Genomic DNA, 16,450 nt, shown 5'->3' with positions numbered 1-16,450 from the left:
TTGCCTCTAAAAAACTCACGCTCGACAATAAGAGCAGGCTCTTACTGTACTCACTTAATCGTTTCCTTTGATAGCAGCTACGCCAGGGAGAACCTTACCCTCGATGGCCTCGAGCAGAGCACCACCACCAGTAGAGATGTAACTAACCTGATCAGCCAGACCGAACTTGTTGACGCAAGCAACAGAGTCACCACCACCAATCAGTGAGAATGCACCATTCTTGGTAGCCTCAGCGATAGCGTTGCCAATTGCGCGTGAACCAGCGGTGAAAGCGTCGCACTCGAATACACCGGCAGGACCGTTCCACAGGATGGTCTTTGCACCCTTGATAGCCTCGGCGAATGCCTTCTGGCTCTCAGGACCAGCGTCAACACCCTCGAAACCAGCAGGAACCTGGTTAGCTGGGCAAGTGATGATCTGAGCACCCTCCTTAACACTCATAGTGCCGAAGTCGAGACCGTTGGTAGCGGTGCAGTCAGAACCGAGAACGAGCTCTACGCCGTTCTTCTTAGCCAGCTCCTCAACACCCAGAGCTACGTCCAGCTTGTCGAGCTCAACGATAGAATCACCAATCTCACCGTTGTGAGCCTTTGCGAAGGTATAGGTCATACCACCGCAGAGAATGAGCTTATCAACCTTACCGAGCAGGTTCTCGATGATACCGATCTTAGATGATACCTTAGAACCACCCATGATGGCAACGAAAGGACGCTTGATGTTAGAGAGAACGGCGTCAACAGCCTGAACCTCCTTCTCCATCAGCAGACCCAGCATCTTGTTGTCAGCGTCGAAGTAATCAGCGATAACAGCAGTAGAAGCGTGCTTGCGGTGAGCTGTACCGAAGGCATCCATTACGTAGCAGTCAGCGTAAGAAGCAAGAGTCTTCGCAAACTCCTTCTGGCTGGCCTTCATAGCCTTCTTAGCCTCGTCGTATGCAGGATCAGCCTTGTCGATACCTACAGGCTTACCCTCTTCCTCGGGATAGAAACGCAGGTTCTCGAGCAGCAGAGCCTCACCCATCTTCAGAGCCTTAGCAGCATCAGCAGCCTTAGCACAGTCGGGAGCGAAAGCAACGGGAACGCCCAGAGCCTTCTCAACAGCCTCGCGGATCTGACCGAGTGACTTCTTTGCATCTACCTTACCTTTGGGCTTACCCATGTGGCTCATGATGATGGTAGCACCACCGTCGGCCAGAATCTTCTTAAGAGTGGGAAGGGCACCGCGGATACGGGTGTCGTCAGTGATTTTACCATTCTCATCGAGGGGTACGTTGAAGTCTACACGTACGATTGCCTTCTTACCGGCAAAGTTGAATTCGTTGATTGTCATGATCTTAATATTTTAATATGTATAAAACTTCATTTTTGAAACGCCTGCAAAGTTACAAAAATGAAATGAAAAATGAGAATCGGGAATTGAGAATTTATACTTTTTTTACGTAACGGTCTGTATATTGTAAGGTACGCATTGCAAAAGAGCTTTATCCGAAAAGCTCACGGAGGGCTTCTTCGACTTTACGCACAGGGTGGAGACGGATATGGAACTTCTTCTGATCGAAGCCCTGAAGGTTGTGCTTGGGGATAATCATATCGGTGAAGCCCAGCTTCTCGGCCTCGGCGATGCGCTGCTCTATGCGGTTCACAGGGCGTACCTCGCCCGAGAGTCCCACCTCACCACACATGCACCAGCCCGACTCGATGGGGGTGTCGACATTCGAGGACAGTACGGCAGCGATGATACTGAGATCCATGGCGAGATCAGTGACACGAAGACCGCCGGCGATATTGATAAACACATCCTTCTGCATGAGCTTGAAACCCACACGTTTCTCGAGCACGGCCAGCAGCATGTTGAGACGGCGCTGGTCGAAGCCCGTAGCAGAGCGCTGGGGGGTGCCGTAGGCTGCGGTAGAGACAAGGGCCTGTGTCTCGACAAGGAAGGGACGTACACCCTCGATGGCCGACGAGATAGCAATGCCGGAGAGACCGTCATGGTCTTGTGAAAGCAGCAGTTCAGAAGGGTTGCTCACTTGGCGCAGACCGCTCTGCTGCATCTCGTAGATGCCCAGTTCGGCGGTAGAGCCGAAACGGTTCTTGATAGAGCGGAGAATGCGGTACATGTAGTGCTGGTCGCCCTCGAACTGGATGACGGTGTCGACAATGTGTTCAAGGATCTTGGGACCTGCCAGAGTGCCTTCTTTGGTGATGTGCCCAATGAGGATCACGGGTACACCGCTGGTCTTGGCAAAACGTAGTAGCGAAGAGGCGCACTCTCGTACTTGAGCGATAGAGCCTGCTGAAGACTCGACATCCTCGGTCATGATGGTCTGAATGGAGTCGATGACGACCAGTTCGGGCTGCACCTCTTTAATATGGTCGTAGATATGCTCAAGCGAATTCTCGCAGAGGATGAGGAAGTGGTCGTTCTCCTCATGGGGTATACGGTTGGCTCGCATCTTAAGCTGGTGGGCGCTCTCCTCGCCGCTGACGTATAGGATGCGCTTCTCTGGCATGCGGAGCATGGTCTGAAGCGAGAGAGTGGACTTGCCAATGCCTGGCTCGCCACCCAGAAGTACGATGCTGCCAGGAACGAGGCCACCGCCCAGTACGCGGTTGAGCTCGTTGTCGTGCATATCGATGCGAGGGTCGTCGTGGTTGGAAATATCGCTCAGTTTCAAGGCCTTGTTCTTGCGCAGGGCATGGCCAGCTGAGGCGGCAGCCGTAGTGGCAGCCTGCTGCTTGGTGTCGGCAGCCACACGAATCTCCTTAAACGTATTCCACTGCCCACATGCAGGGCATTTGCCTATCCACTTCGGCGACTCCTGGCCGCAGTTGGAACAAACGTATGCTATCTTGTCTTTTGCCATAATTGGTGCAAAAGTAATAAAAATGCCACAGATTTCGCTGATTCAAAAGGAAAAAAAACATAAATCTGTGATAATCTATGACGTCTGTGCCAAAAAATTGCTACCTTTGCAGTGTTTATGAAGAAACTGATGATTTTTATCGTGACTGCGCTGCTGGTTATAGGCTGCGGACAGTCGTATGAGGAAACAAAGCGACTCACAAGGGCTCAGCGCCTGAAGTTGTGGCGCGAGGACTCGGCTGCGCTGAAGATTGCCGTGATGCCCACGCTCGATTGTCTGCCTATATTCATAGCCAAGGATCACCAGATGTTTGACACTGCGGTGGATATCCGCCTGAAGCATTTCAATGCCCAGATGGACTGTGATACAGCCCTGATACGTGGAAGGGTGGAAGGGATTGTCAGTGACTTGGTGAGAACAGAGCGTATCATCAAGCAGGGCATACCCCTGAGATATGTGGCTGCCACGAATGCCTACTGGCTGCTGATCAGTAATCGCCAGTTGAGAATGTCGAACCTGAAGCACTTGAACGACCGCATGCTGGCTATGACGCGATACTCAGTGACGGATATGCTAGGCGATATCGCTGTCGACAGTGCCAAACTAAAACCAGAACAAGTGTTCCGCATACAGGTGAACGACGTGAACATCCGCCTGAAGATGCTTGAAAACAACGAGATGGACGCTCTGCTGATGACAGAGCCGCAAGTCACTCAGGCTCTGCTTGGCAAGCATAAGGTGCTGCTCGACACCCGTCAGATGGATATGCAGATGGGGGTGTTGGCTTTTCGTGAGAAAGAATTGAACGATAAGAACCGCATGCGTCAGATGGACGCATTCCTGAAAGGCTATAACGAGGCATGTGACTCAATCAATCATTATGGGGTCCGCCATTATAGTGATGTCATCAAGAAGAATTATAAATTGTCGGAACAGGCGTTGAAACAACTGCCAGATTCACTGAAATTTGAGCATGCTGTGGCTCCACGCCAGAAAGATGTGGAGAAGGCTCGGCAATGGCTCGCAAGAAAATAGGATAACGGAGCTATGATTAAGAATGATGCTTTAACTGTTGTATATGATCATCTGCTTCACCGCAATCTCGGTGAAGCCATTATTGCGTTGGAAGCTTTCTTGGCTGTTCATCCGCATCAGATAAACTCGGACCGGCTGCATGCCATCAGAACAGACCTGCAGCTGATGACCGACTACTGGCAACACGGGTTTAAGGACCCGCAGCTGGACAGCCTTTACAACAACCTGTTGAGGCGCATGTATATGCTTTATGCTAACATAGCCAGTAACTATAATATCAGGCATACACCTTATCTGTCGTCGATGCTCTTCAAGGTTCATGCATCACTGAGAGACTGGTCTCCTCTGGCCATAAAGGAGGAACTTGAATCGTTTGTGTCGGATGTGGCAATGTTAGAACTGGAACCATCTCATACAGCAGAGTCGAAACAGAAAGAACTATATGCTAAGCATCAGCAGCAGATGGCGGATCTGTTTTATTATATTCTGACTTCAGACCTGTGGAGCGACACGTTTGCTGCAGGTATAGAAGATATATTGCTCTCGCCAACCATCGACACGGTAGACCAGCAGCAGATTCTGAGTAGCGTGATGCTCTCGACAATGACCTTCTTTGATATCGCGAAGTTCAGAACGCTGGTACATGTGTATCAGCGAGCTACAGACGATCGGGTGCAACAGAGGGCACTGGTTGGCTGGGCGCTCTCGCTGAATGCAGACATTGCACATAGCATATATCCTGAAGAAGAGGAGCTTGTAAAGCAGTTGTTGGAGGATGAACACTGTTGTGAAGAACTGGCAGAGTTACAGCGTCAGCTAATCTATTGCGTCACCGCAGAGCAGGACAATATGACGATTCAGCGCGAGATTATACCAAACTTGTCGCCGACGACAAGTAAGAACTCTGATTCGCCCATTACCATCAAGCTGATAGATGAGGAGGATTTGGAGAGTCAGCTGGATGATATTCTGCACCCCAACGAGGCGGAAGAGAAACTGGAGAAGATGGAAAGCAGTTTTATGCGGATGATAAATATGCAGAAGCAGGGCTCAGACATCTACTTCTCGGGTTTTGCGCAGATGAAACGCTATCCGTTCTTCAACGAACTCGTGAACTGGTTTGTACCATTCTACTTTGAGCATCCGGAAATGAGCGAGATATACGATAAGTACAAGCACAATATGCTCTTGAAGTCTATGCTGGGTACAGGACCATTCTGCAATAGCGACAAGTATTCGTTTATGCTGGCATTTGAGCAAGTAATGGCCTCAATTCCCAAAAGCGTAAGAAAGCTATTGGATCGTCGTGATAATAAACTCTTCCCCCTCGACCAGTTCGTGAATAAGGACTTTGATAAGCCTACCTATCTCAGAAGAATATATTTGCAAGACCTCTACAGATTCTTCAGACTGAACGCACAGCATGAAGCGTTTAAGAATGTGTTCAATCCGGAGGAACGTGATTATCTGTTGTTTGCTAACGACATGTTCTCGGATACACCGTTACAGCGCTATTATAACGAGATAACAGCTTTCTTGCTTAAGAAGAAGCGACGCAAAGATGCCAAACGCGTGATGAAGTATGTGGATGTTGATAAGCGCGATTTCCAGTACTACATGATGCAAGGTTATCTGAATCCATATAATCTGGATTATTTCATGAAAGCTGTGGAGCTGGAGTCTGAGAACGAGCGGGCGTTGGCGGGTTATGCCAGAGCGCTCTACTCAAATGAGGAGTATGAAAAATCGCTGGAGGTGTATGAGAAACTATTGAAGATACAGCCAGAGAAAAAGTCGTACTTACTCTATAAGGCAGTCTGCCAGATAGAATTGCATCAGTATGAAGAGGCAGAGAAAATGCTGTTTAAGCTGAACTACGAGGAGCCTGACGATGTGAATGTGGCTCGTTCGCTGGCATGGGTGCTGACGTGTAATGGAAAATATGAGCAGGCCGAGAGGCTCTACTCACAGTTACTTGCGAAAGAGAAGGTAGAAAACGAAGATCTGTTGAACTTTGGCTACTGCCTGTGGTTTAGCGGAAAGATCGACGAGGCAGCCAACTGCTTCCGCCGTTACCTGAAAGAAACGGGTGAGGAAAAGGGTTATATCATAGATAATGAGGCAAAACTATTGAGTGAAAAAGGCATCTCAGAGGCTGAGACCTTGATGATGCTCTATATACTCTGATACCTCTTTCTGATTTTCTGACTCAGCCAGGTAAACGTCAATGGCAGGCCTACGCCTGCGATGGTGTAGAGTACCCAGAAGCAGTCTTGCTGAGAGTATTCGTGAATCACCATGTGGCATCCTACCTGTCGGATGTCGAGACCGTAATACCATATCTTTATGAGACTGACCACCTTGTAGGCCACAATGTGGAAAATGAAGATGTTTAGCGTATTGTCGCCAGTGTAGACGAGGAAACGCTTAAGCCACCCATCGTGCCTGTCGAGCCATAGACTTATGTTGTATGTCATGAGGAACCCTAGGAGGGCAGGGACGGGCAAAGAGAGGAACTGCTTATAAGTAGAGCGCCAGTTCATGTTGGCCGTCAGATACTTGGAAAAGAGAAATACGATAAGTCCGAAGACTATAGTCATCCATAAAGCGAGGCCATATTTGGATATAAACGAACGGTATTGCTCAACATACTGTTTGAAGATAAAACCGCAGCCAAAGAAAAAGCATCCCATCAGGTCGCGATAGCCACCTTGCACAAGGGTAATGATCTTCAGTCCTTCGTATGTTTTCCAGGCGCATATCAATAACATGAGGAGACAGATGACATAAGGCGCGGCATGGTGAATCTTGGTGGGAAGGATACGGATCGTGAGTTTATATATAATAAGGTACAGAATGCTGGCCACGAAAAGTCCGCGGAAGAACCAGAAGGCTCCGCAGAGAAACTGGTCGTAGCCCCCCATAGCGGTAAGGATGGTCCAGAGGTTCTGTTGTATCTGATGCCACGTGTAGGGATGAGTAACGCCTCCGGCATCGTTGCCAAAACGCTCGTTGAGTACGCCAAGGTCGAACATCCAGTTGTGGATGACGAGGAAAAACACAGACCATTTGACGAAGGGCCAGTAAAGCCCTTTCACCCTTTTCTTGACGAAGGTCGCTTCGTCGTTGAGGTATTTCAGTGAAAAGAAATAGCCAGCCGTAATGAAAAACAGCGGCATGTGGAATTCAAAGATGAACTTACACAACCAGCCTGGAGCTTCTGCGTGGGCTATCACCATCAAGATGATAGCAATACCTTTAGCGATGGATATGACGGTGTCGCGTTTCATGTGGCTATAGTACAAATGTTAGTAAATGACCCAGCCAACCTCTGAACCGCTGCCAGGTGGTGCGGCTCTTCTTCCATTCTTCAAGAGTCAGGAGGTCGCTTTTCCTCGTGTCTTCTATAAACAGACTATCGAGTTCGCGGGTGGTGGCTTCGTCTGCGATGATGGCATTTGCCTCGTAGTCATAACGAAGGCTGCGTGAGTCGAGATTGGTGCTGCCAATAGTGCAGACTTTTCCATCGACCATCATAATCTTAGAGTGATGGAACCCTGGGCGGTAACGCCATACGTTGGCACCTCGCTTGATGAGTTTCTTCATGTTGTACATCACGACGTCGGGGGTCAGTGGCTCGTCATACTTCGAAGATATGAGGATGTCCATCTTCACACCTCGCTCAGCGCAACGCTTCAGCGCTTTGATAACTTGATTAGTGGGGACAAAGTAAGGATTGATAATCTTGACGGAATCCTTGGCATTGTCGAGCATACTGACGTAGAAGCGGCGCATGATCTCGTTGGAGGTGTGAGGCTCACGGTTGGCGATGCCGATCATCTTAGAGCCGCTGGGCACGCCCTGAAAATATTTCTGGTTGGTGAGCTCTTCTTTTGCTACGAGTTTCCAAAAACGTACGAAGATTCTTTGCAATTCATTGACCGCAGGACCTTCGATACGGCAATGCATATCGCGCCATTCGCCCACCTGCTCTGTTCCCACCAGATAGTAGTCGGCTACGTTCATACCACCTGTATAGGCGATTCGGCCGTCGATGACTACAATCTTACGATGGTCTCTTGGCCAGATATGATTCACCCAAGGGAAACGGATGGGGTCGAACTCATAGATGTCGATACTGTCTGCACGAAGTTTCCGCAGGTGTTTTTTCTTCAGCGGCTGATTGTTAGAGTCATTGCCGAACCCGTCGAAAACGGCTCTGACTTCTACGCCTTCCTTTCTCTTCTCTCTGAGTATGTCGAACAGTAGCGAGGCTATAGAGTCATTGCGGAAGTTGAAGTATTCCAGATGTATACTGCTTTTGGCTCGTCGGATATCGTCGAACATCAGTTCGAACTTCTCGACTCCAGAGGTGATGACCTTCACCTGGTTGTTTTTGTAGAAATCGATGCCTTGATTCCGCATATCGCCGACGATAAGGGAATCGCTGGTTTGCGCGTGTCCTGTTAGAGAGAGTAGCAGGAATAGTGCTGTGCCGACTATTCCTGCTATCCGATGGTATTCATTTATCATTTTCGGTGTTTCAATCTATATTCAAGTGGCGTCATGCCGAACTTCTCGCGGAAGATGTTGATGAAATTCTCCGCAGTCATAAAACCTACGTTGACGGCCAGCTCACTCATATTTATATTTGTACGCTTCAGCAGAATGCAGGCGTGCTTGAGTCGCATGTCACGAACGAGCTCGGCTGGAGTCTTGCCCGTCAGGTTGCGAATGCGGTGGAAGAACGGCACGCGTCCCATTCCCATAGCGCTCGACATCTCTTCAAGACTGATCTGTCCGCGACTCATGTTCTGCATCACATATTGCTCGATGTTCTTGATGAGTTGCTGATCCATGGCGTCGAGCATCGAGTAATCTGAAGAGACTTCTTCGCCCAACTCGTTTTCTGGGAGAATGCCCTCTGGCAGATTGTTCATCTTTGTCAGCGACGTCTTTCTTACAATTGTCGTGTCAACCTTGTTCATCGGGTCGTCGGCAGAGATTTCCGTATCAGTATCGATAGCGATGTCCTCCATACCGATGTTCTCGGTAGCGGTGGTCATACTGGTGTTATGCTCTTCAAGCATGCGCGTCTCTGCTCCCTCGATAAGGTTGCTGTTCATCTTAATGGGACCTAATCCGAGCACCTGATTGAAGCGCATGGTGGCTTCCTGCATATTGAAGGGCTTGGCCAGATAATCGTCAGCAGAAACCGTGATATTCTTGGTATGCATATCCTGCGGCGTAAGCACACCGTCGGTCATAAGTACGAACTTGATGTTCTGCGTAGCGAAGTTGGTCTTAAGCTGGTTGCACAACTCACTACCCGTCATACCTGGCATCTCCTGCTTGCAGACTACGATGTCGCACTTCATCTCGTCGAGGTCGTCGGCAGCCTTCATGATGTCATTATAGATGTGGAAGTCGTATACGTACTTCAGACGTGCTGAGGCAAACTTCAGGAAGTCTTCGTTATCGTCGATCATGACAACGATGAACTTAGATGTAGGCGAGTCGATGGTTGAATGCGAACGAGTAGCTTCTGATGTCAGAGCCTCGCTGGCTATCTCTGGTAGTTCGATTTCGCCCTTGTTATTCAGTTCCATACGATCCTGTACCACGTTCTTGGCTCTCACTTCTGGGTGCTCGAGGTTCATCTGCATATCAGTCACACGGGTGATGATCTGCAACATCTGTGAGTGGAGGGCATTGAGCTGTTCCTTTTCTTCGAGCGACTTTTCTTTCTCTGAGAGGTTGCCGATGATAGAGGTCATACGGGCCATCGGCTGGCGAAGGTCATCGCTGGCAGCCTTGATTTCCTCGCGCTGAAGTTTCAGTTCCGTGATTACGGCATCCTTTCTGGCCTTGATGGCTCTCATTTGTTTTATTCCGATGCGCCAGAAGTAGATAATGACGAGCAGCACGATGAGATATGCTATAATCATCCACCATGACAGCAGCCAGTGATGTTCAACGGTTATGTCGAGTGTGCGCTCCTGGTTGCTGACAGCGCCCTCGGCACTAATCGCTTTAACGTGGAGTGTATAATGTCCGCTTCCAAGATCCTTGAAAGTCACACCATGGGTCAGGGCATTACCATTGCGCCAGTCTTCATCCTTGCCCTCCATCCAGTACATGAACTGCAGGCGCTCACTCTGGTTGTAGTTACCTGCGGCAAACTTGATGGTGAAGGTGTTCTGGTCATGAGCCAGGTTAATCTTATTTGTCTCGTTCATGGCCTGTGTCAGAATGACTCTGCCGTTATACTCATGTCCAACCAGCACTTCTTCCTCGCCAATGTACAGCTGAGTCAGCATAACGCGTGGCAGGGCATTATTATCTTCAACGGCTTTCTGCAATACCCAGTTGACACCGTAGAGACCACCCAAAAGCACGTTGCCATCATCTTTGGTGAGAATGGAGCCTATGTTGAATTCGTTGCTCTGCAAACCGTCAGCGGTAGTGTAGTTATACATACCGTAGTTGTTTGTACCGTCTTCGTGATTGCGCTGTACGACGATACGGCTTACGCCACGACTGGTAGTCACCCAGATGTTGTGGTTCTTGTCTTCTGCGATGCCACAGATGTTATTGTTGCAGAGTCCCTGTTTCTCTGTGAGGTACTCGAGGTCATCGGTCTCGAGGTTCAGAATGTTCAGACCTTCGCGTGTTCCCACCCAGATGAGGCCTCGTGAGTCCTGTAATATCTGAGTGATATAGTTGTTGGTGAACGGCTTGATATTGTTCGAATTGCCTGTCACGAGTTTCTTCTCCGTGGTTGACAGATTCAGGATGATAAGTCCCTCGGCTGTACCAATCAGCAGGTTGTTAGTCGTGCCGCTGGCGTTGTAGAAAAGACTGGTGATGTTATTGGTGGTCAGTTTGCCGTTTTCGCGTGTATAAGAAGAGAATGAGTTCATCCTAGGATTATACACCTGCAGGCCGCCATTGGTTGCAATCCATAGGTTGCCGATCTTATCCTTACACAGGTCGTTGATGTGATCATCGATAAGGGTTGCCGTACTGTCGCGGGCCAACGAGTACACGGTCGACACACCGTTCTTGATGCGAGTCAGACCATTTCGCTTAGATCCTATCCACAAGCTGCCGTCAGGCGTTGTCTCCATACAAGAAACCTTTAAACTGGCGAGTGGACCATCATAGCCGATGATACCCTTGTCGCTTGTTCCATACCAGACGGTGCCGTTTGCATCTTGTGTCATGGCAGTGATGTCGCCCATGAGGTTAGAGCCGAAGCGGTAGATGAAATGTCCGCAATAGGCTACGCCAGATTTCTCCGTACCAACCCACAGAAGGTCGGTATCATCGACATAGACGCTTTGGATGCTGATGATTTCCTTGATCCACTGGTTGTCGTTGATGTTACGTGGCTGAACATTTTCTGTTGTGTGCGTGTTCTGGTCCATCTTGATAAGTCCCAGCTGATCGGAGCCAATCCAGATGTTTCCGTTCTTATCGCCTGTCATACCGTTGATGTTACGATCCACACCGATGCCTGTTAATCCCAGACGTTCGCCAACGCTGGTGTCCCAAGTCGCAGTGTTTTTATTGTACATCATCAGTGTACCTTGTCCGTAGAGCCAGATGTTGTCTTGCTGATCAGCATAGACCTTCAGCGACTTAGTGCGCTTACGCTTCAGGGAGGGGAAACTTTCTGTTGCCCATACCGTATGCTGTTGATGCATCACGTCGCAACATACCAGTCGGCCGTCGTCGTAGACGATGATGGCGCCGTCGCGACACTCGCCAATAGAGCAGACCGTACCCTGCGGAACGCCGTGAGCATCGTCGGTATAGCCAAATTCATAAAGCAACTGCTGCTGTTGATTGTAACATACCACACCTTTGTTGGGAATGGCGCCCCAGAGATTCTTATGATGGTCTATGAAAACTATCGATGGGATGGTTTCGATACCCATGCGTGCAAAGGTCTGCTTCATGTCGCGCTCGAAACTCTCTGTCTGCGGGTGGTAGATGCAATAACCCGAGGAGGTCGAGATCAGCAGGTTTCCGTCGAGCATCTCCTGAATGGAGTTGATGTAACTGTCGTTCAGCGACGAACCGTCTTGCGAGTCGCTTTGGAAATTGCGGAAGGTATAGCCGTCGAAACGGTATAATCCTGCTGGCGTACCAAACCATACATAGCCACGTGAGTCTTTCAGAATGCAGTTCACCTGGCTGGATGTCAGTCCGTCGCGGGCATCCAGGGTCTTGAACAGATAGTCGGCTACCACCGCCATTGGCAGGGTCAGCAACAACACAATCAGAAGTTTCTTTATAGTTTTCATAAGGCTTCGGTTTCCTAAATTAAATCATACACGAGTAGTGGTCGACAACGCCCAGCAGATGATGGTCATCGTCAGTCACCAGAACGGAGTGTACTTTATACTGGTTCATGATTCGTTGTATCTCAGTAATCTTAGTCTCAGGTCTTACAGTCTTCGGTGTACGGGTCATGATATCGCTCACCGTTCTGTCGAAGAACTCTGCCCTCCACTTTTCCATTGCGCGACGGATGTCGCCATCGGTAATCAATCCAACGATTTTCCCTTCTACCTCTGCGATGCCAAGTCCCAGTTTACCTTTGCTCACGAGGATAATGGCCTCGCCCAGATGCATCTCAGGCGGCAGAGTGGGCAGGTCGTCCTTGAACATTACGTCCTGTGCTGTTGTAAGCAGTCGTTTGCCGAGTTCACCTCCTGGGTGGAACTGTGCGAAGTCGCGTGGCTGGAAGTTACGCTTCTCCATCAGTGCGATGGCGATAGCATCGCCCATGGCCAGCTGGGCCATCGTAGAACTTGTTGGAGCCAGATTCATTGGACAAGCCTCTTTCTCAACGCTTACGTTCAGATGGTAGGTAGAATATTTGGCCAGCAGTGACCCTGGATTGCCACTCATGCCGATGATGGGAATATGCATATGAAGTACCATGGGGATGAAACGTAGCAGTTCGTCAGTCTGTCCTGAGTTTGAGATGGCAAGCACCACATCGTCGGAGGTCATCACTCCTAAGTCGCCATGAAACACGTCGAGTGGGTTGATGAAGAACGAGGGGGTCCCTGTAGATGAGAGTGTTGCGGCTATCTTAGCGCCGATGTGCCCGCTCTTGCCTACACCTGTTACGATGACTTTTCCTTTGCACTCGAATATCAGACGTATGGCTTCGTCGAAGTTCTCGTCGAGTTGTGAAATCAATCCGACTACGGCTTCAGCCTCGTCCTTGAAACATTGTATTGCGTATTCTCTTGATGTCATGGTTTTATTCTGATATTAGTTTCTCTACCAGCGACTCCAGCTTTTCCAGCTCCAGCATGTTGGCTGCGTCGCTCAGACCCTTGTCTGGGTCAGGGTGTACTTCAAAGAAATAGCCTGTGGCTCCAAAAGCCTTGGCTGCAAGTGCCATCTGAGGCACGAAACGGCGGTCGCCGCCAGTCTTTCCGTCGCTGCCGCCTGGGCGCTGTACGCTGTGTGTACAGTCCATGATGACCGTAGGTACTATCTCAAGCATATCAGAGATATTACGGAAGTCTACTACCAAGTTGTTGTAGCCCATCATGTTGCCTCGTTCTGTAAGCCATACGTCTTTAGCTCCTGACTCGCGTACCTTTTCTACTGGATATTTCATGTCTTTTCCACTCAGAAACTGTGCTTTCTTGATGTTTACGATACATCCCGTCTTAGCGGCTGCTACTAGCAGATCGGTCTGTCGGCAGAGGAAAGCGGGAATCTGCAGCACGTCGCACACTTCGCCAGCAGGACCGGCCTGATGGTGCTCGTGAATGTCGGTCAGAATCCTCAGTCCGTACTTCTCCTTTACGTCGGCCAGCATCTGGAGTCCACGCTCCAATCCTGGGCCGCGAAAAGAGTGGATTGAGGTGCGGTTCGCCTTGTCGAACGAAGCCTTAAAGATAATGTCGGTGCCCAACTTGGTGTTGATTTCCACCAGTTTACGTGCCACGGTGTCAAGCAGCTCGGCCGACTCTATGACGCAGGGACCAGCTATGATTGTTGTTTTTCTATTCATTTTATTGCTGCAAAAATACTTATTTTAATCAATTCTACCAAATTTTTGGCAAAAAAAGTTCGCTCATGTCTGTTGATGGCTCACTTTTCGCTGATGATATGTACATCGTGCTGTGGGAACGGTATCTCTATGTTGTTCTGATACAGAGTGTCATAGACACATTTCAGCACTTCGCTTGTCACGTAGGATTTCTTCGGAGCCTCAGCCCAAACGGTAAGTTTGAAGTTTACGCTCGAGTCGCCCATCTCAGAGACAACGCACTTTACAGGCTTCTCCTTGTCCATCCATTCTATGTCCAGCTGGTTGGCAGCCGTCTCCACGAGTTCGGTTACCTGCTTTAGGTTTGAACCATAGGCTACACCGAAGGGCACGATGGTGAGCACGTAGTTGTGGTTTCGTGTCAGGTTCTTGTAGTTCTTAGCGAAGAGCTGTGCGTTCTGGAATGTGATAACCTCGCCGTAAATCGACTCTACCACCGTTGAAGTGTAACTGATGCTGGCAACTTTTCCCATGCGTCCGTCGACCTCAATCCAGTCGCCCACTTTTATGCGTCCTGTCATCAACGTGGCACCGTAGTAGATGTTCTCGATGATATCTTTCGAAGCGAAACCGATACCTGTCGACAAACCGCCAGAGATGGCGAGCAGCCAGCCTACGCTGATGTGGAGCAGCGAGAGCGATATCATGAGCCAGATACCCCATACGAATACCTGAATCACGTTCTTGCCCATTACCTCTTTCGAGGCTGCTGTGGTGGGGTCGCTATCTTCGTAGTGTAGCTTCAGCAGCGCTAGCACGGTTTTTACGATATAACGGAACACATACCACAGGGTGATGACCATCGCAAGCTTCAGAATGCTCACTAGCAGGTTCTCCATGTTGATGAAGTTGTATTTGAATATCCGCCAGCACAGTTCGCTGAGGTTGAACACTTTGGCTGCCCAGTAGACGGAGAACATGACAGAGTAAACGCTCAGCACAGGCATCACCACCTTCTCTATAAACAGATAGGCCCAGGTCTGTGTGATTGGTTTTTTGTCGTAGCCCTTACGTTTTGCGTAGATAGCCAGATACTTGCTCACACAAGTGATGGTGAGAATGCATGTCAGCTGCATGATCCACCAGGTGATGAGTTGTACGGCAAGTAGCGTGTAGCCCACCCACGAGCAGACGACCGAGGCGATGGATACAGTGAGTGAGATATAAGTGTAGAAGATGTCTGACTTGGGGATGTTCTGGTTATGCTTCCTGATAACGAGCCATTGCCAGATGGTGCAGGCGAGCAGAATTGGCGGGAGGGCTATGTTCACCAACTCGTTAGGAATCAGGATGATTCTACATCCTATCACGATGAAGCCTACGGCTATCAGTGGTGCATAGATACGGAATGCACTACCCAGTTGGTCCCCTTTTACGCGCAGGAGCAGTGAGATAAGAATGACGCCCAGCAGCCAGGCATATTCCACCAACAGGTTTGAGGCCATGATGAGGAAGTTCTGGCTGGCGTTGTTCATCAATACCCCTTGTATGATGGCAAACGTGATCGTGGTGGTGGCCATTGTGATGGCGCCCTGCTTCTCCTTGAACTCTTCGGTCTTGAACCGCTTGGGCAATATAAAACGGAAGAACAGCAGGTTGAGTACCACGGCGATGATGATGTAGAAGGCGATGGCTACGAACAGGCCGAAAATCCATCGCGAGCTCCACTGCGAGTTGTCGTTGTCATTGATGGTGTACTTCTTCTTTACCGTCTCGACCATCGAGTTCCAGCGCCGTCCGATATTGCTTAGCAGGGTAGGGTAGCTGTCGCCACCGTTGATGAAGATGCTGCGCTGAATGTCGCTGTATCGCTTCTGTGCATAGTCGTTGAGTTCGCTTAATCGCTGTTCTGTCTGATTGTAGTAGCGTATGTTGCGCTTCAGCTGGCTCTCGTTCTCAATCAGCGTCGAGCGTATGCTCTTGGCCAGTTTCAGACATGAGTCGCGTCGTTGCGCGCCGTATTTCGTGGTCATGATCTCAGGCAGCGCCTCCAGTCTTCTTACCAGACTGTCGTAGCGTGCACGGTCGCGCTCACTCCTTTCCAGAAATGCCGTAAACGGTATCTGACGTTTGTGAAAACTTCTGTACTGTTTCGTGGCTTCCTGACAGGCGTAGGTCATGTTGAACACGTTATCCTGATCCTGTGAATATAACATCAGAGCATTCTGGTCGGCCTGCTTCATGGTGAGAAACAGTTGAGTGATCATCTGCTTGGTGCGTGCCTTCCGTACGGTGGAGCGCATAATAAGCTCGTTGTTATATTGTTCCAATTCTGCCTGAAGAATCATGAGTGTCTGCTCCAAATCCTTCTCTTTCAGCACGGCACTAGCCTCGACGGCACAGCCTAGCAGGATGGCGAATGTCAGTAGAAAGCGTTTCATATTGTTCGTTTATCTTGATGTGAATTTAGCACTGCAAAGGTACAAAAAAAATATGACTAAAAGAAAGTTTTCCGCCATAAT

Annotated in this window: 10 protein-coding genes; 2 read left to right on the top strand and 8 right to left on the bottom strand. The window is 49.4% G+C overall.

All coding sequences use genetic code 11. The features are described 5' to 3' along the window. Nucleotides 1-54 precede the first annotated feature (54 nt). Nucleotides 55-1,329 (bottom strand): phosphoglycerate kinase, encoded by a 1,275-nt coding sequence (gene pgk, locus T325_RS10065; RefSeq protein ID WP_036913164.1) that lies wholly within the window; start codon nt 1,327-1,329, stop codon nt 55-57. A 151-nt stretch (nt 1,330-1,480) separates the two neighbouring features. Next, complete coding sequence (gene radA, locus T325_RS10060) at nt 1,481-2,866, bottom strand: DNA repair protein RadA (RefSeq protein ID WP_036913160.1); 1,386 nt, start codon at nt 2,864-2,866, stop codon at nt 1,481-1,483. Between the two features lie 117 nt (nt 2,867-2,983). On the opposite strand from radA, the gene T325_RS10055 reads away from it, so the two are divergent. Both T325_RS10055 and T325_RS10050 read left to right on the top strand, forming a co-directional pair. Then, entirely contained in the window at nt 2,984-3,901 is a 918-nt protein-coding gene (locus T325_RS10055; protein WP_036913157.1) for an ABC transporter substrate-binding protein, read from the top strand. Nucleotides 3,902-3,913: 12 nt separating this feature from the next. Continuing rightward, nucleotides 3,914-6,088 (top strand): tetratricopeptide repeat protein, encoded by a 2,175-nt coding sequence (locus T325_RS10050; RefSeq protein WP_036913155.1) that lies wholly within the window; start codon nt 3,914-3,916, stop codon nt 6,086-6,088. Here T325_RS10050 and T325_RS10045 read toward each other — a convergent pair. From T325_RS10045 to T325_RS10020, 6 genes are all read right to left on the bottom strand, one after another. Next, entirely contained in the window at nt 6,076-7,191 is a 1,116-nt protein-coding gene (locus tag T325_RS10045) for an acyltransferase family protein (RefSeq protein WP_036913151.1), read from the bottom strand. The two genes, T325_RS10050 and T325_RS10045, sit on opposite strands and share 13 nt — an antisense overlap. Nucleotides 7,192-7,195: 4 nt before the next feature. Then, complete coding sequence (gene cls / locus T325_RS10040) at nt 7,196-8,434, bottom strand: cardiolipin synthase (RefSeq protein ID WP_051949838.1); 1,239 nt, start codon at nt 8,432-8,434, stop codon at nt 7,196-7,198. Further along, nucleotides 8,431-12,213 (bottom strand): two-component regulator propeller domain-containing protein, encoded by a 3,783-nt coding sequence (locus tag T325_RS10035; protein WP_036913148.1) that lies wholly within the window; start codon nt 12,211-12,213, stop codon nt 8,431-8,433. The genes cls and T325_RS10035 overlap by 4 nt, the downstream gene beginning before the upstream one ends. A 19-nt stretch (nt 12,214-12,232) precedes the next feature. Continuing rightward, entirely contained in the window at nt 12,233-13,180 is a 948-nt protein-coding gene (locus T325_RS10030; protein WP_036913146.1) for a KpsF/GutQ family sugar-phosphate isomerase, read from the bottom strand. Nucleotides 13,181-13,184: 4 nt separating this feature from the next. After that, nucleotides 13,185-13,949: a 3-deoxy-8-phosphooctulonate synthase gene (kdsA, locus tag T325_RS10025; RefSeq protein ID WP_036913143.1), complete on the bottom strand. Its 765-nt coding sequence runs from the start codon at nt 13,947-13,949 to the stop codon at nt 13,185-13,187. Between the two features lie 80 nt (nt 13,950-14,029). Continuing rightward, nucleotides 14,030-16,369 (bottom strand): mechanosensitive ion channel family protein, encoded by a 2,340-nt coding sequence (locus T325_RS10020; RefSeq protein WP_051949837.1) that lies wholly within the window; start codon nt 16,367-16,369, stop codon nt 14,030-14,032. Between the last annotated feature and the right edge of the window lie 81 nt (nt 16,370-16,450).

The sequence above is a fragment of the Prevotella sp. FD3004 genome, from assembly GCF_000746155.1.
GTDB lineage: Bacteria > Bacteroidota > Bacteroidia > Bacteroidales > Bacteroidaceae > Prevotella.
The sequence above is the reverse complement of the archived record's forward strand: the minus strand, read 5'-3'. Positions and strand labels throughout refer to the sequence as shown.